The sequence below is a fragment of the Salinicola peritrichatus genome, from assembly GCF_003206715.1.
GTDB classification, from domain to species: Bacteria; Pseudomonadota; Gammaproteobacteria; order Pseudomonadales; family Halomonadaceae; genus Salinicola; species Salinicola peritrichatus.
The window spans coordinates 87,102-107,097 of record NZ_PZJU01000006.1 but is presented as its reverse complement, the minus strand read 5'-3'; the positions used below and the strand labels follow the sequence as shown (position 1 = coordinate 107,097).

The 19,996-nt window shown below is 62.0% G+C and carries 19 protein-coding genes; 7 read left to right on the top strand and 12 right to left on the bottom strand.

Annotation, left to right across the window (positions count from 1 at the left end):
• Positions 1–44 precede the first annotated feature (44 nt).
• Genes DOM57_RS02485 through DOM57_RS02475 form a run of 3 tightly spaced genes read left to right on the top strand, consistent with a single transcriptional unit; the run spans position 45 to position 2,398 of the window.
• Entirely contained in the window at positions 45–1,202 is a 1,158-nt protein-coding gene (locus tag DOM57_RS02485; RefSeq protein WP_110647642.1) for a glycosyltransferase family 4 protein, read from the top strand.
• A complete protein-coding gene (locus DOM57_RS02480) occupies positions 1,171–1,731 on the top strand; it encodes a phosphatase PAP2 family protein (protein WP_110647641.1) in 561 nt (186 codons plus the stop codon). Before DOM57_RS02485 ends, DOM57_RS02480 begins: the two co-directional genes overlap by 32 nt.
• A 10-nt stretch (positions 1,732–1,741) precedes the next feature.
• Entirely contained in the window at positions 1,742–2,398 is a 657-nt protein-coding gene (locus tag DOM57_RS02475; protein ID WP_110647640.1) for an alpha-ketoglutarate-dependent dioxygenase AlkB family protein, read from the top strand.
• Between the two features lie 85 nt (positions 2,399–2,483).
• Here DOM57_RS02475 and gcvT read toward each other — a convergent pair whose 3' ends face one another.
• Both gcvT and DOM57_RS02465 read right to left on the bottom strand, forming a co-directional pair.
• The gene (gcvT, locus tag DOM57_RS02470; RefSeq protein ID WP_110647639.1) at positions 2,484–3,596 is read right to left on the bottom strand and encodes a glycine cleavage system aminomethyltransferase GcvT; all 1,113 of its coding nucleotides are present in this window, start codon (positions 3,594–3,596) and stop codon (positions 2,484–2,486) included.
• Between the two features lie 41 nt (positions 3,597–3,637).
• On the bottom strand, positions 3,638–4,966 hold the full coding sequence (locus tag DOM57_RS02465; RefSeq protein ID WP_420820212.1) for an alanine/glycine:cation symporter family protein: 1,329 nt from the start codon (positions 4,964–4,966) through the stop codon (positions 3,638–3,640).
• 570 nt (positions 4,967–5,536) lie between these two features.
• On the opposite strand from DOM57_RS02465, the gene gcvH reads away from it, so the two are divergent.
• Positions 5,537–5,941, top strand: coding sequence for a glycine cleavage system protein GcvH (gcvH, locus tag DOM57_RS02460; RefSeq protein ID WP_110647637.1), 405 nt, complete (start codon positions 5,537–5,539; stop codon positions 5,939–5,941).
• Between the two features lie 99 nt (positions 5,942–6,040).
• Entirely contained in the window at positions 6,041–8,941 is a 2,901-nt protein-coding gene (gene gcvP, locus DOM57_RS02455; RefSeq protein ID WP_110647636.1) for an aminomethyl-transferring glycine dehydrogenase, read from the top strand.
• 82 nt (positions 8,942–9,023) lie between these two features.
• Here gcvP and DOM57_RS02450 read toward each other — a convergent pair whose 3' ends face one another.
• Positions 9,024–9,944: a LysR family transcriptional regulator gene (locus DOM57_RS02450; RefSeq protein ID WP_110647635.1), complete on the bottom strand. Its 921-nt coding sequence runs from the start codon at positions 9,942–9,944 to the stop codon at positions 9,024–9,026.
• 292 nt (positions 9,945–10,236) lie between these two features.
• Here DOM57_RS02450 and DOM57_RS02445 point away from each other — a divergent pair, with 292 nt between their 5' ends.
• Together DOM57_RS02445 and ppnN are read left to right on the top strand one after the other, a co-directional pair.
• Positions 10,237–10,524 (top strand): YfcL family protein, encoded by a 288-nt coding sequence (locus tag DOM57_RS02445; RefSeq protein WP_110647634.1) that lies wholly within the window; start codon positions 10,237–10,239, stop codon positions 10,522–10,524.
• 32 nt (positions 10,525–10,556) lie between these two features.
• Positions 10,557–11,921: a nucleotide 5'-monophosphate nucleosidase PpnN gene (ppnN, locus tag DOM57_RS02440; RefSeq protein ID WP_110647633.1), complete on the top strand. Its 1,365-nt coding sequence runs from the start codon at positions 10,557–10,559 to the stop codon at positions 11,919–11,921.
• A gap of 60 nt (positions 11,922–11,981) precedes the next feature.
• Here the strand turns inward: ppnN and DOM57_RS02435 are convergent, their stop codons facing one another.
• The 9 genes from DOM57_RS02435 to thrS form a co-directional block, all read right to left on the bottom strand.
• Positions 11,982–12,368, bottom strand: coding sequence for a hypothetical protein (locus DOM57_RS02435; protein WP_110647632.1), 387 nt, complete (start codon positions 12,366–12,368; stop codon positions 11,982–11,984).
• The gene (locus DOM57_RS02430) at positions 12,365–12,826 is read right to left on the bottom strand and encodes a flavodoxin domain-containing protein (RefSeq protein ID WP_110647631.1); all 462 of its coding nucleotides are present in this window, start codon (positions 12,824–12,826) and stop codon (positions 12,365–12,367) included. Before DOM57_RS02430 ends, DOM57_RS02435 begins: the two co-directional genes overlap by 4 nt.
• Positions 12,827–12,912: 86 nt before the next feature.
• A complete protein-coding gene (gene ihfA / locus DOM57_RS02425) occupies positions 12,913–13,221 on the bottom strand; it encodes an integration host factor subunit alpha (RefSeq protein ID WP_110647630.1) in 309 nt (102 codons plus the stop codon).
• A 43-nt stretch (positions 13,222–13,264) separates the two neighbouring features.
• Entirely contained in the window at positions 13,265–15,646 is a 2,382-nt protein-coding gene (pheT, locus tag DOM57_RS02420) for a phenylalanine--tRNA ligase subunit beta (RefSeq protein WP_110647629.1), read from the bottom strand.
• A 24-nt stretch (positions 15,647–15,670) separates the two neighbouring features.
• The gene (pheS, locus tag DOM57_RS02415; protein ID WP_110647628.1) at positions 15,671–16,690 is read right to left on the bottom strand and encodes a phenylalanine--tRNA ligase subunit alpha; all 1,020 of its coding nucleotides are present in this window, start codon (positions 16,688–16,690) and stop codon (positions 15,671–15,673) included.
• A gap of 148 nt (positions 16,691–16,838) precedes the next feature.
• Complete coding sequence (gene rplT / locus DOM57_RS02410) at positions 16,839–17,189, bottom strand: 50S ribosomal protein L20 (protein WP_110647627.1); 351 nt, start codon at positions 17,187–17,189, stop codon at positions 16,839–16,841.
• Between the two features lie 33 nt (positions 17,190–17,222).
• The gene (rpmI, locus tag DOM57_RS02405; RefSeq protein WP_110647626.1) at positions 17,223–17,417 is read right to left on the bottom strand and encodes a 50S ribosomal protein L35; all 195 of its coding nucleotides are present in this window, start codon (positions 17,415–17,417) and stop codon (positions 17,223–17,225) included.
• Positions 17,418–17,510: 93 nt separating this feature from the next.
• Positions 17,511–18,050, bottom strand: coding sequence for a translation initiation factor IF-3 (gene infC, locus DOM57_RS02400; protein ID WP_110647625.1), 540 nt, complete (start codon positions 18,048–18,050; stop codon positions 17,511–17,513).
• Between the two features lie 34 nt (positions 18,051–18,084).
• Positions 18,085–19,992 carry a threonine--tRNA ligase gene (gene thrS / locus DOM57_RS02395; RefSeq protein ID WP_110647624.1) on the bottom strand — a complete coding sequence of 636 codons (1,908 nt, stop codon included), beginning with the start codon at positions 19,990–19,992 and terminating at the stop codon, positions 18,085–18,087.
• Between the last annotated feature and the right edge of the window lie 4 nt (positions 19,993–19,996).

Genomic DNA, 19,996 nt, shown 5'->3' with positions numbered 1-19,996 from the left:
AAGCGTCGCGAGGCGGAATTCTGCCGTGCATGGGAGCGGTAACGATGCGTATAGCCCTGGTCAGTGAGACCTGGTCTCCGGAAGTCAACGGTGTCGCGCACACCCTGAGTCACCTCGCCAGCCATCTGGTCGCGAAAGGCGTGACGCTGCAACTGGTCAGGCCCGATCCCGTCGATGGCGGCCGCGACAGCCTTGCCGAACGGGACGTGCATGTCAGAGGCATCGCCCTGCCCATCTATGCCGATGTCCATGTTGGCCTGCCTTGTCGCCGACGCCTGCTGCAGTTATGGCGACAGGAACGTCCGGATGCCATCTACATAGCGACCGAAGGGCCGCTCGGCTGGTCGGCGCTCAATGCCGCCAGGCGCTTGCAAATTCCTGTCGTCAGCGGTTTCCATACCAACTTCGATCAGTACGCCGAGAGTTACCATCTGAGTTGGAGCATCCCTTTCGCGCGTCGTGGCCTGCGCTATTTCCACAATCGCTGCGACGCAACGCTGGTGCCGACCCACGCTCAGCGCGAAGCGCTGGAAGATGCCGGCTACCGTCAGGTCTCGGTGCTCGCGCGAGGCGTCGATGCGCAGCGCTATTCCCCCGCCCGCCGTGATGCCGAATTGCGCCGCCAGTGGGGCGCGGGACCGCACCAGCCGGTAGCGCTCTATGTCGGACGGCTCGCCTCGGAGAAGAACATCGAACTGCTTGCCGATTCGATGGCGGCGATGCAGCGTGCCAATCCGTCTCTCATTCAGGTGCTGGTGGGAGACGGCCCGGCCCGCAAGACGCTCTCCCGGCGCTTGCCGGAGGCCATCTTCACTGGATTTCAGAAAGGCGAGGCATTGGCCGCCCACTATGCCAGCGCGGATATTTTCGTCTTCCCTTCGCTGTCCGAAACCTTCGGCAACGTGGTGCCCGAGGCGATGGCCAGCGGGCTGGCGGTCGTCGCTTTCGAACATGCGGCCGCCAAGGAACTCATCACCGATGACGTCGACGGCCGCCTGGTGCAGCCGAACGACCGTCAGGGCTTCATTCACGCCGCCGGCGAGTTGAGCCGCCAGCCGGCAGTGTATGCCCGCCTCGGACGCCAGGCGCGTCAGCGCGCAGCGACTCTGAGTTGGGCCAACATCGGCGATCGCTTCCTCGCGCATCTGATCCAGGTCCAGAGGCCACTGCATGCTGCCGCGCACACCACGTCTCACGTTTGAACGTCTCGATCGCTTCGAGAGTCGCCTCAGCCATTGGCTGGCGGATCTCTCGCGCCATGCCCCCACGCTGTGGCTGTTTCGCCGGGTCAGCCGCCTGGGCGACTGGCCGGCATGGGTGCTGCTGAGTCTCTGTCAACCACTCTGGCACGGACGAGCGGGCTGGCTGATCGCCGTTGACTGGGGTTTGACGGCTGCCGTGGCGGCACTGGTCTACCGTGCCTTGAAGACACGGCTCTGCCGCGAGCGCCCTTACATCACGTTCACCACCATTCGTTGCAGCATGCCGCCGGTGGATCGCTACAGTTTTCCCAGCGGCCATACGTTGCATGCCGTGATGTTCACCCTGATGACAGCGGCGACGACACCGGCGTTGCTGCCGATCGTGTTCCCGCTGGCATGCCTGATCGCGGCCTCCCGTGTCGTGCTCGGCCTGCACTACCTCAGCGATGTCATCGTCGGCGCGCTGATCGGGGTGGGACTGGCGTGGTGCAGCCAACTCATCGCCCCCTCGAGCCTGGGCTGGACCTGACGGCTTCGGCATGGTCGAGGACGGCGATACACTCTGGCAGATCCTCCATACGGCGCCGCTTCTGGCCCTGCATCCGGCCTTCCTGGGCGCCGATGAAGCCTCCCGCTTGCTGGCGACACTCGAGCGAGACATTGCCTGGGCCTCGCCCTCCATCCAACTCTACGGTCGTCATCACCCGATTCCACGCTCGCAGTGCTGGATGGGCGATGAAGATGCCCGTTATCGCTACTCGGGGCGATCATTGGAACCGCATCCCTGGCATGCCGCCGTCGAAGCGCTGCGCGACCGCGTCGTGAATGCCCTGCATATCGCCGAACTGCCTGCCGCTCAATTCAACAGCGTGCTGCTGAATCGCTATGCAAGCGGCGACCAGCGCATGGGCTGGCACAGCGACGACGAGCCGGAGCTGGGCGTCAGGCCGATCGTTGCCTCCATCTCGCTTGGCAGCGAGCGTCCGCTGCGGTTTCGCGAAAAGCGCCCGCAGCGGTTTCGAGAAAACAGGGGGCAATACCGACGTGCATTCAATGTCTGGTTGCCCCACGGCAGCCTGCTGTTGATGGGGCCTGGCGTTCAGGAAAGCTGGCAGCATGCGCTTGCTCCCCGCGCGATCCCCGGGGTGCGTATCAATCTGACGTTCCGCAGCGTCCGATCGAGCATTCCAATCTAAACCCATCAATCTGAAGACAAAAAAGCCTCGCCACTAAGGCAAGGCTTAAAAAAGATAACGGTATAAATATTCTGCCGAAAAGGCATCAGCCCCGGTAGTAGCTCGCCGGGACGAACGGCATCGGGCTGACGGTCATCGGTAGACGCTTGCCACGTACGTCGGCGTAGAGCGTCGTGCCCCTGTCGGCCGATTCCACATTGGCGTAAGCCATGGCCACCGGCGCTCCGACACTGGGCCCGAAGCTGCCGGAGGTGACCTGACCGACTTCGTTGTCATCGGCGTCGAAGAGTTGCGCCCCTTCCCGCACCGGCGCACGGCCTTCGCCGACCAGGCCGATCCGCTTGCGCCGATGGTCCTTGGCCTGCATCTGATGCAGCACCACGTCGGCCCCGGGGAAGCCCGCCTCGCGCTCGCCGCCGACGCGACGGGACTTGCCGACCGCCCAGGACAGGCTCGCCTCGACCGGCGTGGTGGTTGCGTCGATATCGTGTCCGTAGAGACAGAGTCCCGCTTCCAGCCGCAGCGAATCGCGGGCGCCAAGACCGATCGGCTCGACCTCATGCTGGTCGAGAAACCAGCGCGCGAGCGCCTCGGTGGCGCCGGCCGGAACCGAAATCTCGAAGCCATCCTCACCGGTATAACCGCTGCGGCTGATCCAGACCTCGCTGCCCAGCACCTCGAAGCGCGCGTGCTGCATGAAGACCAGCTCGCAAGCCTGCGGGCAGAGCCGTTGCATCACCGCTTTCGCCTGCGGTCCCTGCAGTGCCAGCAACCCACGATCGAGAATTTCGACTTCGTGTTCGGCGCCCAGGCCGGTACGCATCAGCGCGACGTCCTGCTCCTTACACGCCGCGTTGACCACCACGTAGAGCGAATCGCCATGATTGACGATCATCAAGTCGTCGAGGATCCCACCCTCGTTATTGGTAAACAGCGCGTAGCGCTGCCCACCTTCCGGCAGATCGACGACATCCGCCGTCACCAGCGTCTCCATCGCAGCCGCCGGTGACGGGCCACTGATCCGTACCTGCCCCATGTGCGAGACATCAAACAGACCGCATGCGTTGCGCGTGTGCTCGTGCTCCTTCTTGACGCCGAGCGGGAACTGCACCGGCATGCTGTAGCCGGCGAACGGCACCATCTTGCCACCGAGTTCTTGATGCAAGGCGCTCAGCGGGGTCTGTTTCAGATCGGACATCGGGAACTCCTGGGAGATTGAATACGAGAAAGCTACGCCTCTCACTCACGGTGATCCAGCGATTCGCCGGGTAGCACCGTCTTGCCGGCGAAGTGATCACGAGTGAGCTTGAATACCACCGGCGACAGCAGTGCCAGCGCAATCAGGTTGGGAATGGCCATCATGGCGTTGAAGGTATCCGCCACCAGCCAGATGAAATCGAGCTTGGCCATGGCACCGACCGGCACCGCCAGCACGAAGAGAATGCGGTAGAGCAGGATCGCCCGATCACCGAAGAGATACTGGAAGCACTTCTCTCCATAGAACGACCAGCCCAATATGGTGGTGAAAGCGAAAACCGCCAGCGCGATCGCCACCACGTGCTGGCCGATGCCGGGCAGCGCGCTGTCGAACGACAGCGATGTCAGCGCCGCGCCGCTCTCTCCATCGAGCCATTGGGTCGAGGTCAGAATCACCAGCGCTGTGATAGTACAAACCACGATGGTGTCGATGAACGTGCCTAACATCGCAATCAGCCCCTGGCGCACCGGGTTGCGTGTCTGCGCGGCGGCGTGGGCGATCGGCGCGCTGCCAAGCCCCGCTTCGTTGGAAAAGATGCCACGAGCGACACCGAAGCGAATCGCCGCGGCCACGGCGGCACCGGCAAAGCCCCCGCTGGCGGCGATCGGCTGAAACGCATGCGTGAAGATCGTGCCCAGGGCAGCGCCGATCTGATCGACATTGATCACCAGCACGATGGCGCCCGAGACGAAGTAGGCAACCGCCATCAGCGGAACCAGCTTGCCCGCAACCTGCGAAATACGCTTGATCCCGCCAATGATGACCGCGCCCGCCAGAATCATGATGACCAAACCGGTCAGCCAAGCCGGCACGCCGAACGAGGTCGTCAGGGCATCCGCCACCGAATTGGACTGCACGGTGTTACCGATGCCGAATGCCGCCACCGCCCCGAAGAAGGCGAACAGTCCGCCGAGCCACGCCCAGCGCCGCCCCAGGCCGTTGCGGATGTAGTACATCGGACCGCCGACATGGTCTCCGTGGGAGTCGGTCTGGCGATAGCGCACCGCGAGCACGGCCTCGGCGAATTTGGTCGCCATGCCGATCAACGCCGTCAACCACATCCAGAATACGGCGCCGGGCCCGCCGAGCGCGATCGCGGTAGCCACACCGGCGATGTTGCCGGTGCCGATGGTCGCGGAAAGTGCCGTCATCAACGCATTGAAAGGAGAGATTTCTCCCTCTTCACGCGACTCGGAATCGCTATTGCGACCCTGCCATAGCAGGCTGAAGCCCAGGCCAAGCTTACGAAGCGGCATCAATTTGAGGCCCAACTGCAAATAGATACCGACACCGAACAGCAGAATCAGCATCAGTGGTCCCCAGACCACACCGTTGATGGCATTGAAGACGCTATTGAGTAGGTCCACGTCGAACTCCCTTGTCGTGTTGTTGTTGCCACATGGCGCTTTCGGTTTTATTCCCGGCCACCATAGTGCCATCCCCCTTGAAAAGCGCAGCAACGATAGAAGATTCGACTACGCATTCACAATTAGCCCAAAGCATCCATGCATTCCATGGCATGAACCGGCGCCCGCATAGTCGCCACCTTAGCGGAAAGAAAATTTGTTTCCAATAAGAAACACAGCCATTCGCAACTCCGCTTTCTGGACGTATGCGATGTCGTAGCGGCCCGGACGACCGCAGCCGTCCAGCAATGGCGGACGAGGGTGATCGAAGCCATCCGCCCATGCCACGGGTGCGGGAATCTCCGCTCCTCGACCTGACACCACTGGACGTCACCGTAATCTATGCCCAATCTAGTATCGTCATCCGCCGCATGTCGCGGAAGATGAGCGTGAGACTATGCCAATCGACGAAACATTCGTGCATAATGCTCACCAGAATCTCTCAGCCGAAAAACGTTTCGTATAGGAAACATCATGAGCGAAATCCCTGACAATCTGCTCTATAGCGATAGCCACGAGTGGGTACTCGACAACGGCGACGGCAGCGTCACGGTCGGTATTACCGATCATGCTCAGGAAGCCCTGGGCGACGTGGTTTTCGTCGAGCTCCCCGAAGCTGGGCGTGAATTGGACGCCGGCGACGAATTCGGCGTGATCGAATCGGTCAAGGCCGCGTCCGACCTCTATGCTCCGCTGGCTGGCGAAGTGATCGAGGTCAACGAGGCTTTGGAGGACGCACCCGAGACCGTCAACGACTCCCCCTACGGCGACGGCTGGATTCTCAAGCTGAAGCTGGCCGACCAGGGAGATCTCGAGTCGCTACTGTCGGCCGAGGCATACGCGGACCTGGTGGCCGCCGAGGAAGACCAGGACGACTGATCGCTTAGCGCGACCGGGACCCATTCGTCGATTCGGTCATTCGATGGTTCCGCCATCGAATGGCTGCCTATTGCCATTGCTGATCTCGCTGGATTGATTATGCCTACCGACACCCGCACACTGGCCGAGCTGGCCAATCACGACGACTTTCTCAAGCGTCACAATGGACCGAGCCACGGCGATGTCGTCGAGATGCTCAAGGCACTCGACATGACGTCGCTCGAGACATTGATCGAACGCACCATACCCAGGGGCATTCGGCTCGACGGTGAACTGGCGCTCGACGGTCCGCGCGGTGAATCGGAGGCGCTGGATTATCTGCGCGGGCTGGCGCGTCAGAACAAAGTCTTCAAGAGCTATATCGGTCAGGGCTATTATCCGACTCACCTGCCCGCCGTGATTCAGCGCAACGTGCTGGAAAACCCGGGCTGGTACACCGCTTATACGCCCTATCAGCCGGAGATCGCCCAAGGTCGTCTGGAAGGCCTGCTCAATTTCCAGCAGATGGTGATGGATCTCACCGGCATGGCGATCGCCAACGCCTCGTTGCTCGACGAGGCGACCGCAGCCGCCGAGGCCATGGCTCTGTGCCGACGGGCGAACAAGAAGCACAAGAGTCAGCGCTTCTTCGTCGCCGCCGATGTATTGCCGCAGACATTGGATGTGCTGCGCACCCGAGCGGCCTACCTCGGCTTCGAGCTGGTCGTCGCCCCTGCCGCCCAGCTCGCCCGGGAGGACGTCTTCGGCGCACTGCTGCAATATCCTGGCGTCGACGGTGGCATTGGCGATATCGAGAGCGTGATCGCCGAGGCCCATTCGCGCCAGATCATGACCTGCGTGGCCGCCGATCTGATGAGTCTGGTGCTGCTCAAGGCGCCCGGCGAGATGGGCGCCGACATCGTGCTCGGCAATTCCCAGCGTTTCGGCGTGCCGATGGGCTATGGCGGCCCCCATGCCGCCTTCTTCGCCACCAGCGAGGCTCTCAAGCGCTCACTGCCGGGGCGCGTGATCGGCGTTTCCAAGGACAGCCGCGGCCGCCCGGCGTTGCGCATGGCAATGCAGACCCGCGAGCAGCACATCCGCCGCGAAAAGGCGACGTCCAATATCTGTACCGCCCAGGCGCTGCTGGCCAATATCGCCGGCTTCTATGCCGCCTATCATGGCGCCGAGGGTCTGAAGACCATCGCCGGGCGAATTCACCGTCTCACCACCCTGCTCGCCCTGGGTCTGAAGCAGCATGGCATTGCGCTCAAGCACGACGACTGGTTCGACACTCTGACGTTGACCGGCGTCGACACCCACCGCATTCAGGGCCGTGCACTGACGCGCGAGATCAATCTGCGTTATCCCGTCGACGGCGAAGTCGGTGTCAGCCTCAACGAGACCACCACCGCCGCCGATCTGGCGGAACTGTTCGACGTGCTGATCGGCGAGGAGCACGGCCTCTCCGTCAGCGAACTCGACCGCCAGGCGATCGCTCAAAATACCAGCGGTATTCCGGCGGCTTGTCGTCGCGACAGCGATTTTCTGACCCACCCCAACTTTCAGCGTTTCCGCAGCGAGACCGAGATGCTGCGCTATCTCAAGCGCCTGGAGAATCGCGATCTGTCATTGACTCATGCGATGATTCCGCTCGGCTCCTGCACCATGAAGCTGAACGCGACCAGCGAGATGATCCCGATCACCTGGCCGGAGTTCGCCAACATCCATCCGTTCGCGCCCCAGGAGCAGGTCGCCGGCTATCGCCAGATGATCACCGAACTGAGCGATTTCCTGATCGAGATCACCGGTTACGATGCCATCTCCATGCAGCCCAATTCCGGCGCCCAGGGCGAGTACGCCGGCCTGGTCGCGATTCGTCGCTACCAGGCAGCCGTTGGCGAGGGGCATCGCGACATCTGCCTGATCCCGAGCTCGGCCCACGGCACCAACCCGGCCTCCGCGGCGATGGCGCAGATGCAGGTCGTGGTGGTGGAGTGCGATCGCGACGGCAACATCGATATCGAGGATCTCGAAGCCAAGGCGACGAAACACCGCGACAATCTGTCCGCGATCATGCTGACCTATCCGTCGACCCACGGCGTATTCGAGGAAAACATCCGCGATGCCTGCCGGATCGTTCACGACCACGGTGGCCAGGTCTACATCGATGGCGCCAACATGAACGCCCAGGTCGGTCTCTGCCGTCCGGGCGACTACGGCGGCGACGTCTCGCACCTCAACCTGCACAAGACCTTCTGCATTCCGCATGGCGGTGGCGGTCCCGGCATGGGTCCGATCGGCGTCAAGGCGCACCTGGCGGCCCATCTGCCCAACCACGTCGTGACGCCGCAGGAAGGTATCGACAAGGCTTCCGGCGCGGTGTCGGCGGCGGCCTTCGGCAGCGCCTCGATCCTGCCGATCTCGTGGGCCTACATCAAGATGATGGGCGCCCGCGGACTACGCGAGGCAACCGAGTTGGCGATCCTCAATGCCAACTACATCGCCAAACGGCTGGCGGATCACTACCCGGTTCTCTACCAGGGCGCCAACGGCACGGTGGCTCATGAGTGCATTCTCGATATCCGCCCACTGAAAGCCGCTTCCGGCATCAGCGAGGAGGATATCGCCAAGCGCCTGATGGACTATGGCTTCCACGCGCCGACGATGTCCTTCCCGGTGCCGGGCACACTGATGGTCGAACCGACGGAGTCCGAATCGCGCTACGAACTGGACCGCTTCTGCGACGCAATGATCGCGATCCGCGCGGAGATCGCCCGGGTCGAGACCGGCGAGTGGCCGAAGGATGCCAACCCGCTGGTACTGGCACCGCATACCATGGCCGATGTCACCGCGGAGGACTGGGAACGCCCCTACTCCCGCGATCTCGCCGCCTTCCCGACCCAGGCGGTGCGCGAAGCCAAGTACTGGCCGGCGGTCAATCGTGTCGACAACGTCTTCGGCGATCGCAACCTGATCTGCAGCTGCCCACCGATCGACGCCTATCGGGACGCTTCCTGAGGCACCATCGACTCACGACACCGGCCGCTCGATGAGTGGCCGGTGTCGTTTGGCAATGCGTTTTCTTGTTATCGCCCGTCCTTCAAGCGTGTTCGAGAGACGGCAACTCGCTGTAGCCATACAGTGAGCTGAGCCGCTGCTGGCGGAAGGAGTCGAGCAACTGGCGATAGCGCTTGGGAAGCTCGACGTCGGAACGCGAGACCAGATGCAGCGTCTCGTAGACCGGCTGGGACAGCGACAACTCCTTGACCTGACGCTGCCACGGCGATGTCTCGAGCACTGGCCTGGGTACCACGGTAAAACCGAGCCCGCGCGCGACGGCATCCAGCACCTGGCCCACCTCGTTGGTGAAACCCTGGCGCGGGAAGTGCGTCATGCTGCGAAACTCGCCGGCGAAGTTGCTGCGCAGCAGCAGAGTCGCGTTGGTGTTGCCGTCGGTGTAGTTGACGAAGCCCAACGCCAACAGCTCACTGAAGCTGGTACCGGAGAAATCGGCCGGCACGACCAAGCACAGTGGCTCCTGATGCCAGGCCTCGTAGCTGAGGTCCGGGTATTTGCTGATTTCGGTGACGATTCCCACGTCATAGCGCCCGGCAACGACATCTTCGGCGATCTCGTGGTTGAAGGCGAAACTGTAGTTGACCGTGAGACCGGGGTGCATCTGTTGGTAGCCAAGCAGAAACGGATAGAACATCAGCCCGACACTGCCCGGCGAGGCGATACGGCACTCGCCGCTGTCGGGCGAGTCATCGTCCAGCGAATGTCGAAAATGCTCGTGTTCGGCGAACAGCTTCACCGCATAGTCGTAGGCGCGCCGTCCGGCGTCGGTGAGCGAGAACTTGCGACCGTGCCGATTGAGCAGCGAGCGACCGAGATACTCCTCGAGTTTGCGCACATGCTGACTCACGCCCGGTTGCGTCATGTCGAGCTTGCGCGCGGTCTGGGTAAAACTGCCCGTCTCGACGAGCATCATGTAGGTACGAAAATACTGGGCGTTGAACATGGAGAACGCGGGTCACTCACGCTTTGCGGCAATCAAAACGCATCACAACGGCTCGCCGACCGGCACCAGCGTGTATCGGGGCCAGCGTGGATAACGCTTCATTGTGGCCTTGGGTCGTTCCAATCATACCAATTTATGGCCGATAGCGCATTGGCTGGCGCGGCCAACCTGATAGCAATTGCCGCCGGGTGCGTCACGGGGCGACAACCGCGGTTCACGACTGAAACGTCAACAAGCCCCTTGGCGCCCATGTTAGCATTGGAAGGCTTTTCACCCAGGATACGTTGATCTTATGTCTGACCCTTTCGCGCAGCGCGCCAAAGCCGTGCAGCGAACCCTGCTGACCATGGAAGAGAACGCCGACGAAAGCGAGCTCTTCGCCTTGGGCTACATGATCCCCCAGATCGGCCTGGTCCAGGAAATGGCCGAATACGACCCCGCCGACGTCGTAGCCGAAGATTTCGATGCAACCTATTGGCAGTGGCTCGAGAGCACCTTTGCCCAAGACAACATGAGCGAGGCCGATCGCGAACAGATCGCGGCGCTCTGGCGAACCGCCGTCGCCCGTACCGGCCACTGATTTCCGAATTTCCTTTGCGTGAGGATGTCGTCATGCCTGAGACGCTATCGACCATCGTCTCCCCCGAGGGCAGCCTCGAGGTATTGTCTCAATCCGAAGTCAACCGGCTGCGCGACACGTCGGGCAGCGGTCTCCACGATCTGCTGCGACGCTGTGCGCTGGCAATACTCAACTGCGATACGCCGACCGACGACGGCCTGGCGGTAATGGAAGCCTACAAGGACTTCGAGATCGAAGTCCTGCAGCAGGATCGCGGCATCCGGCTGAAGCTCACCAATGCCCCCGCTTGCGCTTTCGTCGATGGCCGCATGATCCGCGGCGTGCGCGAACAGTTATCGGCTGTCCTGCGCGATATCGTCTACGTCTACAACGAGATCCAGAACAATCCCAAGTTCGATCTCGACACCAACGAAGGTGCTACCAACGCGGTCTTTCACATCCTGCGCAATGCAAGCACTCTGCGCACCGCCCAGGAGCCGAGCATGGTGGTGTGCTGGGGCGGTCATTCCATCACCCGCGAAGAGTACGACTACACCAAGACGGTGGGCTACCACATGGGGCTGCGCGGACTGGATATCTGCACCGGCTGCGGCCCGGGCGCGATGAAGGGGCCGATGAAAGGGGCCAATCTCGCCCATACCAAGCAACGCCGTCGCGACAATCGTTATCTGGGCATTTCCGAGCCCGGCATCATCGCCGCCGAGTCGCCCAATCCGATCGTCAACGAACTGGTCATCATGCCGGACATCGAGAAACGTCTCGAGGCCTTCGTGCGCATCGGACACGGCATCGTGGTGTTTCCGGGCGGCGTGGGCACGGCCGAGGAAATCCTCTACCTGCTGGGCATCCTGATACATCCCAACAATCGCGAGATCCCCTTTCCGGTCATCTTCACCGGCCCGGAGAGCGCACGCGACTACTTCCAGCGCATCGACGAGTTCCTGCGCTATACCCTCGGCGAGGAAGTCCGGCGCCATTATCGTATCGTGATCGACGACCCCGTCACCGTCGCGCGCCGGATGCGCGATGGCATCCGCGAGGTGGCCGAATTCCGGCGCGAGCAGAACGACGCCTTCTACTTCAATTGGCGCCTGACCATCGAACGCGGCTTCCAGCTGCCTTTCGAACCGACCCACGAGGCGATGGCCGCGCTGGCGTTGCATCACGACCAGCCACGGCACGAACTCGCCACCAATCTGCGCCGCGCGTTCTCCGGCATCGTTGCCGGCAATGTCAAGGAACCCGGCGTGCGGGCGATCGCGGCACGCGGACCGTTCCGACTGCATGCCGAACCCGAACTCATGGCCCGCCTGGATGAACTTCTGACCTCGTTCGTCGCCCAGGGCCGCATGAAACTGCCGGGTAGCGAATACGTGCCCTGCTACACCCTGGGCTAGTAAAGGTACGAGTCGGCAAAACCGCGGCGAGCCGGGGCCCGCCGCGGGATTTGTGTGACTTCAGCGACGCCGCCGCCAGATTCGCAACACCACATGAACCAGCAATCCCAGCGCCGCGCCCTGAGAGACGATGATGGCCCAATGGTCGCCGGCGGCATCGAGCCAATGCCACAGGCCAATCAGAACCCAACCCGCCAGCAGACAGCCGCCCAAATGTTTCAAGGCACCGGGACAACGCTCGCGTTGCGGCGTGGCCATCATTCGCCAGAAGCCAAACAGCGCCACGGCGACGGCAACGAGTAGCGCCCCCAGCAACGTCAAACGGGTCACGTCGTACATGAACCAGTAGCGCGGCAACGATACCAGCATCACGATCCACAACCCGAACAAGGTACTCCAGCGGGTCGCGGTCAGGGCACGCGCCGATGGCGACTCGCGCTCGCTCATGCACGCAACCCTTGTGCCTCGATCCACTCCTCGGCCCAGGGCAGCGCCGCGTCGTCGGCCATGAAGGTTTCCATGGCGTCGATCTCCAGGCGCTCGCCGAGTCGCTGAGCGCCGAGATCGGCGAGGATCTCGTCAAGCGCCCTGCCCGAACCGCAGAAGGTATCCCCGTAAGAGCTGTCCCCCAGTGCGATCAAGCCATAACGCAGCGCGGTCAGGCTCGGCGTTCGCGCTTTCAGTTCACGGACGAACGGTACGAAATCGCCCGGAAAATTCCCGCTACCGGTCGTCGACACGCAGAACAGCGCGAGATCGGGCATGTCATCGATCAGGTCGCCAATGGCGGGCTGCTCGATCACCGCGACCTCGAAGCCTGCCTGCTCGAACAGCGGCGCGACCTGCTCCGCCACATCGAGTGCTCCACCGTAGACGGTACCAACGTAGATCTTCAATTTGGGCATAACGGTTCAGTCAATAATGGATGTAATGCAAAAACCGCCTGCCAGTTGGGGCGCTGACAGGCGGTTCGTCGAGCCATGGAAGTGCTTCAGTCCTGCTGCAACTCTCCGTCGAAACTCTCGACCTTGGCCTTCAACTTCTGGCCGGGACGGAATGTCACCACGCGACGGGCGGAAATCGGAATCTCTTCCCCCGTCTTGGGGTTGCGTCCCGGGCGTTCGCGCTTGTCGCGCAGATCGAAGTTGCCGAAACCGGACAGTTTCACCTGCTCGTTTTCACGCAGACAGCCGCGAATTTCCTCGAAGAACGTTTCCACCATGTACTTGGCTTCACGTTTGGAAAAACCCAGTTCCGTGTGGAGATGCTCCGCCAGCTCAGCTTTCGTCAGCGCTCCCATGATCGCTCCTTCGCACAGGACGACAGATCAACGATATGACAAATCAACTTCGCAGCACGGCACCGAAACGAGACTCGGCCTCTTCGACCACGGCTGCAATTAACTGATTGATTTCCTCGTCGTTGAGAGTGCGCGAAGGATGCTGCCAGGTCAAGCCCAAGGCGATGCTCTTGTGACCATCGGCAACGCCCTTGCCCTGGTAGACGTCGAACAGTTGCCACTGGGTCAGCCACTCGCCGGCGCGCCGACGAATCGCATCGAGCAGCGGCGCCACACCGACGCCCGCCTCGACCACGAAGGCCAGGTCGCGGCGCACCTCGGGATAACGCGACAGCGGCTTGAACCGGGGGATCGCGCCATGCGTCACCGACGCCTGGGTGACCTCGAACACGTAGACGTCGGGCTTGATCCCGAGTTGCGAGCGCACTGCCGGGTGCAACGCGCCCATCCAGCCGACCGCTTCGCCGTTGCGATAGAGGCGCGCGGTCCGCCCCGGATGCAGCGCCGGATGCGTCTCGGCCTCGAACTGCCACTCGTCGCGACTACCGCTCAACGCCAACAGGCTCTCCAGATCGCCCTTGAGATCGAAGAAGTCGACGTTCTCGCGCCGCGACGCCCAGCCCTCGACATCCCGGGGGCCGCATACCAGGCCACCGAACATCGGGGTCTGCTTCAGCGCGTCGAGTTCGCCCTGGAACACCAGGCCGGTCTCGAACAGTCTCACGCGCTGCTGCTGGCGGTTGAGATTGTGCATGAGCGCCTTGAGCAGCCCGGGGAACAGGCTATGGCGCATTACCGACATGTCGCTGGAAATCGGATTGGCCAGCGCAGGCGACACACCACCTGGGGTCAGCAGCGCCTGTAGCTCCGGCGAAACGAAACTGTAGGTGATCGCTTCCTGATAGCCACGCGAGACCATGTGCCGACGCAGGCGACGCAATGGTTGCGTCGCTTCGTCATCCGCCGTCAGCCCGAGGCGCGCCAGCGGACGACGCACCGGCAAGCGGTTGTAGCCGTGAATCCGGGCCAGCTCCTCGATCAGGTCCTCTTCGATGGCGATGTCGAAGCGCCAGCTCGGCGTCTTGACCAGCCAACCCTCGGCGGAAGCGGTCACCGTCATGCCGAGCCGATTCAGGATGTCCTCGATCTCGTCGCTCGGCAGCGCCATGCCGAGGCAGGCGTCCAGGCGACTACGCCGCAACGCCACCTCGGCACCGGCGAAGGCGAGATCGGGATCCCCCGCCTCGATCACCGGGCCGGGGGTGCCACCGACGATCGCCATCAACAGTTCGGTGGCACGCTCCATCGCTACTGCCGTCAGTGCCGGGTCGACGCCGCGCTCGAAACGATGAGAGGCATCGGTATGAAGGCCGTAATCCCGCGCCTTGCCAGCCACCGCCAGCGGCGTGAAGAAGGCCGCCTCGAGGAACAGATGGCGTGTCTGGCGACTCACGCCGGAGAGCTCGCCTCCCATGACACCGGCAATCGCCAGCGGCCCGTTACCGTCGGCGATCACCAGCGTCCGGTCGTCGAGATCCACCGTCTGGCCGTCGAGCAGCGTCAACGTCTCGCCGGTGCGCGCCAGACGCACCTCGATGCCGCCCTCCAGACGCTCGAGATCGAAGGCGTGCATCGGCTGGCCCAGCTCGAGCATCACGTAGTTGGTGACGTCGACCGCCGGATCGATGCTACGGATACCGCTGCGGCGCAGCTTCTCGACCATCCACAGCGGCGTGGCAACGCTCAGGTCGACGTCCCTGAGCACCCGTCCCAAATAACGCGGGCACTGCTCGGCAACGGAGACCGTGACCGGAAAGCTCTCCTCGATCCGCGCGGCGACCGGCGACGCAGCCGGAGCGCTGACCGTCTCCCGCGTCAGCACACCGACTTCCCGCGCAACGCCGCGCAGGCTGAGACAGTCGCCACGGTTCGGGGTCAGATCCACCTCGATAGTGCGATCGTCGAGTTGCAGCCAGGTGCGCAAGTCTTCGCCGACCGGCGCATCGGCGGGCAGCACGTAGATGCCTTCCGAACGCCCTTCCTCTAGCCCCAGCTCGGAAGCGGAACAGATCATGCCGCGAGACTCGACGCCGCGCAGCTTGGCTTTCTTGATCTTGAAATTCTCGGGCAGCACCGCGCCGACGCGCGCGAACGGGACCTTCTGACCGACGTCGACGTTGGGGGCACCGCAGACGACCTGTACGGATTCGCCGCTACCGTCCTCGACCTGACAGACGTTGAGCTTGTCGGCATCCGGGTGCGGCGTCCTGGCAATCACCTCGGCCACGACCACGCCCTGGAACTCGGCCCCGACCGGCTCGACCGCATCGACCTCGAGTCCCGCCATGGTGATGGCGTCGGCCAGTGCTTGCGTGCCGAGTTCTGGAGAAACCCACTCGCGCAGCCACGCTTCGGAAAACTTCATCTCGATACTCCTTGGGCGGTGGGCTCAGTTGAACTGGCGCAGGAAACGCAGATCGTTGTCGAAGAACAGGCGCAGATCGTTGACGCCATAACGCAGCATCGCCAGACGCTCCGCGCCCATGCCGAAGGCGAAACCGGTATAGCGCTCGGCATCCACGCCGGAATGACGGAACACCTCGGGATGCACCATGCCGCACCCCATGACTTCGAGCCAGCCGCTGTGGGAACAGACGCGACAGCCTTCGCCCTGGCACATGACGCACTGGATATCGACCTCGGCCGATGGCTCGGTGAACGGGAAATAGGACGGACGGAAGCGCACATCCAGATCGTCGCGCTCGAAGAACGCCTGCAGAAAGTCCGCAATGGTGCCCTTGAGGTCGGCAAAACTGACGCCTTCGTCGACCAGCAGGCCCTCGACCTGATGGAACATCGGGGTATGGGTCAGGTCGGAATCGCTACGGTAGACCCGTCCCGGGCAGACGATCCGGATCGGCGGCTCCTGCGACTGCATGGTGCGCACCTGAACCGGCGAAGTGTGGGTACGCAACAGCCGCGTGGCATCGAAATAGAAGGTGTCCGCCATTCCCCTGGCCGGATGATGCGCGGGGATATTGAGCGCCTCGAAGTTATGAAAATCGTCTTCGATCTCGGGACCGACGGCGACCTCGAAGCCGATGTGCTGGAACAGCGCCTCGATGCGCTCCAGCGTCTTGGTCACCGGATGCAGGCCCCCGTTGACTTCACCACGCCCGGGCAACGTCACGTCGATGCGCTCGGCATCGAGCTGCGCTTGCATCGCGGCCTGCTCGATGACCCGCTTGCGTTCGTCGAGCTCGCTCTGCAGCGCCTGCTTGGCCTGGTTGATCCGCTCACCGGCAGCCGGACGTTCCTCGGGGGCCAGTTGGCCAAGCCCCTTGAGCAGCGCCGTGATCTCGCCTTTCTTGCCCAGAAAGCGCACACGCACCTGATCGAGGGCCTGGGCGTCCTCGGCTGCGGCGATTGCCGCTCGCGCCTCATTGACCAGGGCTGGAAGATGATCCATCCGTCGAACTCCGCTTGTCGTTCGTTACGCAGCGCCATCAGTCACGGACGACGCGGCGGTGCGGGATAAAAAAACAGGGGAAGAGCGGCTGCCCTTCCCCTGGATCGGTCATGCAGTCCACGCCCGCATGGAGCAATGGACGACCGGCTTATGCAGCCTTGGCTTTCTCGACGAGCGCCGTAAAGGCAGCTTTCTCGTGAACGGCCAGGTCGGCCAGCACCTTGCGGTCGATCTCGATGCCGGCCTTCTTCAGACCAGCAACGAAACGGCTGTATGACATGCCGTTGTTGCGTGCGGCAGCATTGATACGCGTGATCCACAGAGCGCGGAACTGGCGCTTACGCTGACGACGGTCGCGATAGGCATACTGACCGGCTTTGATGACGGCCTGTTTGGCTACGCGGAAGACGCGGGAACGCGCTCCGTAGTAACCCTTGGCCTGCTTCATGATTTTCTTGTGACGGCGACGGGCGACGACACCACGCTTGACGCGAGACATAGTACTCTCCTGACGTTAAAGAATGACCAAGGATCAGAGGTTGGGCAGCATGCGGGTGACCAGCTGCTTGTCGGCAGCGTGGATCTGCTTCATGCCACGCAATTGACGCTTACGCTTGGTGGACTTCTTGGTCAGGATGTGACTACGGAAAGACTGCTTGTGCTTGAAGCCATTGCCAGTCTTCTTGAAGCGCTTGGCAGCGCCACTGTTACTCTTGATTTTCGGCATGAGTCAAAAACTCCACTCCGCTTTTTTTAGAAAACCCGAGGCCGGGCGCAACCGGTTCGAAACCCGTCACGCCCCGTTCGACTTGCCCGCGGATCACTTCTTCTTGGGCGCAAGGATCATGATCATCTGACGGCCTTCCATTTTCGGGAAGGACTCGACAGTGGCCAGCTCCTCGAGATCGCCGGCAATCCGCTCCATCAGCCGGCGGCCGATGTCCTGGTGTGCCATTTCGCGACCGCGAAAACGCAGCGTGACCTTACCCTTGTCGCCACCTTCGAGGAAACGTATCAGGTTCTTCAGCTTGACCTGATAGTCGCCCTCGTCCGTGCCAGGTCGGAATTTGACTTCCTTCACCTGGATCTGTTTGGTCTTCTTCTTCTGAGCCGACTTCTGTTTCTTCTGCTCGAAGAGGAACTTACCGTAATCCATGATTTTGCAGACGATAGGATCGGCGTTGGAAATCTGAACCAGATCCATACCGGCTTCCTCGGCGCGTTCCAATGCCTCACGCATGGGGACAACCCCCACCTGCTCACCCTCGGCATCGATGAGGCGAACTTCGTCTGCACGAATACGGTCGTTGATGGGCGCGCGCTTTTCCTGAGGGCGCCCGCGCTGATTATTACGCTTGATCGTTAGATCTCCGTTTGGCGATTAACGTTGCTGCTCAGTTAACCTGTTGATTCACCTGCTGAAGCTGCGTAATGAGCGCATCGACAGAAAGCGACCCAAGATCCTCGCCGGACCGGGTACGCACCGCAACGGCACCCGATTCGACTTCCTTATCACCGACAACCAGCAGATAAGGGATCTTCTGCAGCGTATGCTCGCGGATTTTAAAGCCGATCTTCTCATTCCTCAAGTCCGGTTCCACCCGGAAACCCGCTTCCCGCAAGCGTTTTACGAGGTTTTCGGCATAATCTCGCTGAGCATCCGTGATATTGAGCACGACCGCCTGTACCGGAGACAGCCACAACGGCAAGGCGCCGGCATAGTGCTCGATCAAAATGCCGACGAAGCGCTCCATGGATCCGACGATCGCCCGGTGCAGCATGACCGGCACCTGGCGCGAGCCATCCTCTGCCACGTATTGAGCGCCAAGGCGGCTGGGCATCATGAAATCGACCTGCATGGTACCCACCTGCCACTCGCGACCGAGACAATCCTTCATGTGGTACTCGATCTTGGGACCATAGAAAGCTCCCTCGCCCGGCAACTCTTCCCACTCGACGTCGCAGTTGCCCAGCGCGGCGCGCAGCGCAGCCTCGGCACGATCCCAGGTCTCGTCACTTCCCAGACGTTTCTCTGGACGCAATGCGATCTTGACCGCGATATCGTCGAATCCGAAGTCGCCGTACACTTTCAGCGCCTGGCGATGAAAGGCCGTCACTTCCGGCTCGATCTGCTCTTCGGTACAGAACACATGGCCGTCGTCCTGCGTGAAGGCACGCACACGCATGATGCCATGCAGCGCCCCGGAGGGTTCGTTACGGTGACACCCGCCGAACTCGCCATAGCGAATCGGCAACTCGCGGTAACTGCGCAGCCCCGAATTGAATACCTGGACATGGCCCGGGCAATTCATCGGCTTGAGCGCGTATTCGCGTTTTTCCGACTCGGTGAAGAACATGTTCTCGGCGTAGTTGTCCCAGTGTCCGGACTTCTTCCACAGCGAAACGTCCATCACTTGCGGACACTTGATCTCCTGATATCCGCTGCGCTTGTAGACGCCCCGCATGTACTGTTCGACCACTTGCCACAGCGTCCAGCCGCGAGGATGCCAGAACACCATCCCCGGGGCTTCCTCCTGCATGTGGAAGAAATCGAAGCGACGAGCCAGCTTGCGATGATCCCGCTTTTCCGCCTCTTCCAGCCGCTGCAGATAGGCTTTCAAGGCCTTTTTGTCGGCCCATGCAGTGCCATAGATGCGCGTCAACATCGGCTTGGTCGAATCGCCGCGCCAGTAGGCGCCGGCCAGCTTGGTCAACTTGAAAGCCTTGAGATGACGCGTATTGGGCACATGAGGCCCACGACACATGTCGATGTATTCCTGGTGATGATAGAGACGAATCGTCTCGCCGTCGGGAATACCCTCGACGATTTCCTGCTTGTATGGCTCATTTCGCGCTACGAAAGTCGACAGCGCCCGCTGCTTGTCGACGTATTCGCGAACGACATCGTAATCCTGGTCGATCAATGCCTTCATCCGCGCCTCGATTTTCTCGAGATCCTCGGACGAGATCGACTCACCGAAATCGATGTCGTAGTAGAAACCGTCCTCGATTACCGGACCGATCGCCATCTTCGCCGACGGGTAGAGCTGCTTGACTGCGTGCCCCAAAAGATGGGCACAGGAGTGGCGAATGATCGCGAGCCCCGCGTCATCGCGCGCGGTCAGGATGGCAACCTCGGCGTCATGCTCGATGAGATCGGCAGCATCGACTTCGACCCCGTCGATCTTTCCCGCGATGCAGGCCTTGGCAAGCCCGGGACCGATCGACTCGGCCAGTTGCATCACGCTCAAAGGGCTATCGAAAGTTTTCTGACTGCCATCAGGCAGCGTCACAATAGGCATGAAA

What these genes read in the sequence shown, in the direction of transcription:
- DOM57_RS02485 (WP_110647642.1), top strand. Translation starts at nt 45, where the DNA reads ATGCGTATAGCCCTGGTCAGTGAGACCTGGTCTCCGGAAGTCAACGGT.
- DOM57_RS02480 (WP_110647641.1), top strand. Translation starts at nt 1,171, where the DNA reads ATGCTGCCGCGCACACCACGTCTCACGTTTGAACGTCTCGATCGCTTC.
- DOM57_RS02475 (WP_110647640.1), top strand. Translation starts at nt 1,742, where the DNA reads ATGGTCGAGGACGGCGATACACTCTGGCAGATCCTCCATACGGCGCCG.
- gcvT (WP_110647639.1), bottom strand. Translation starts at nt 3,596, where the DNA reads ATGTCCGATCTGAAACAGACCCCGCTGAGCGCCTTGCATCAAGAACTC.
- DOM57_RS02465 (WP_420820212.1), bottom strand. Translation starts at nt 4,966, where the DNA reads ATGCTGATTCTGCTGTTCGGTGTCGGTATCTATTTGCAGTTGGGCCTC.
- gcvH (WP_110647637.1), top strand. Translation starts at nt 5,537, where the DNA reads ATGAGCGAAATCCCTGACAATCTGCTCTATAGCGATAGCCACGAGTGG.
- gcvP (WP_110647636.1), top strand. Translation starts at nt 6,041, where the DNA reads ATGCCTACCGACACCCGCACACTGGCCGAGCTGGCCAATCACGACGAC.
- DOM57_RS02450 (WP_110647635.1), bottom strand. Translation starts at nt 9,944, where the DNA reads ATGTTCAACGCCCAGTATTTTCGTACCTACATGATGCTCGTCGAGACG.
- DOM57_RS02445 (WP_110647634.1), top strand. Translation starts at nt 10,237, where the DNA reads ATGTCTGACCCTTTCGCGCAGCGCGCCAAAGCCGTGCAGCGAACCCTG.
- ppnN (WP_110647633.1), top strand. Translation starts at nt 10,557, where the DNA reads ATGCCTGAGACGCTATCGACCATCGTCTCCCCCGAGGGCAGCCTCGAG.
- DOM57_RS02435 (WP_110647632.1), bottom strand. Translation starts at nt 12,368, where the DNA reads ATGAGCGAGCGCGAGTCGCCATCGGCGCGTGCCCTGACCGCGACCCGC.
- DOM57_RS02430 (WP_110647631.1), bottom strand. Translation starts at nt 12,826, where the DNA reads ATGCCCAAATTGAAGATCTACGTTGGTACCGTCTACGGTGGAGCACTC.
- ihfA (WP_110647630.1), bottom strand. Translation starts at nt 13,221, where the DNA reads ATGGGAGCGCTGACGAAAGCTGAGCTGGCGGAGCATCTCCACACGGAA.
- pheT (WP_110647629.1), bottom strand. Translation starts at nt 15,646, where the DNA reads ATGAAGTTTTCCGAAGCGTGGCTGCGCGAGTGGGTTTCTCCAGAACTC.
- pheS (WP_110647628.1), bottom strand. Translation starts at nt 16,690, where the DNA reads ATGGATCATCTTCCAGCCCTGGTCAATGAGGCGCGAGCGGCAATCGCC.
- rplT (WP_110647627.1), bottom strand. Translation starts at nt 17,189, where the DNA reads ATGTCTCGCGTCAAGCGTGGTGTCGTCGCCCGTCGCCGTCACAAGAAA.
- rpmI (WP_110647626.1), bottom strand. Translation starts at nt 17,417, where the DNA reads ATGCCGAAAATCAAGAGTAACAGTGGCGCTGCCAAGCGCTTCAAGAAG.
- thrS (WP_110647624.1), bottom strand. Translation starts at nt 19,992, where the DNA reads ATGCCTATTGTGACGCTGCCTGATGGCAGTCAGAAAACTTTCGATAGC.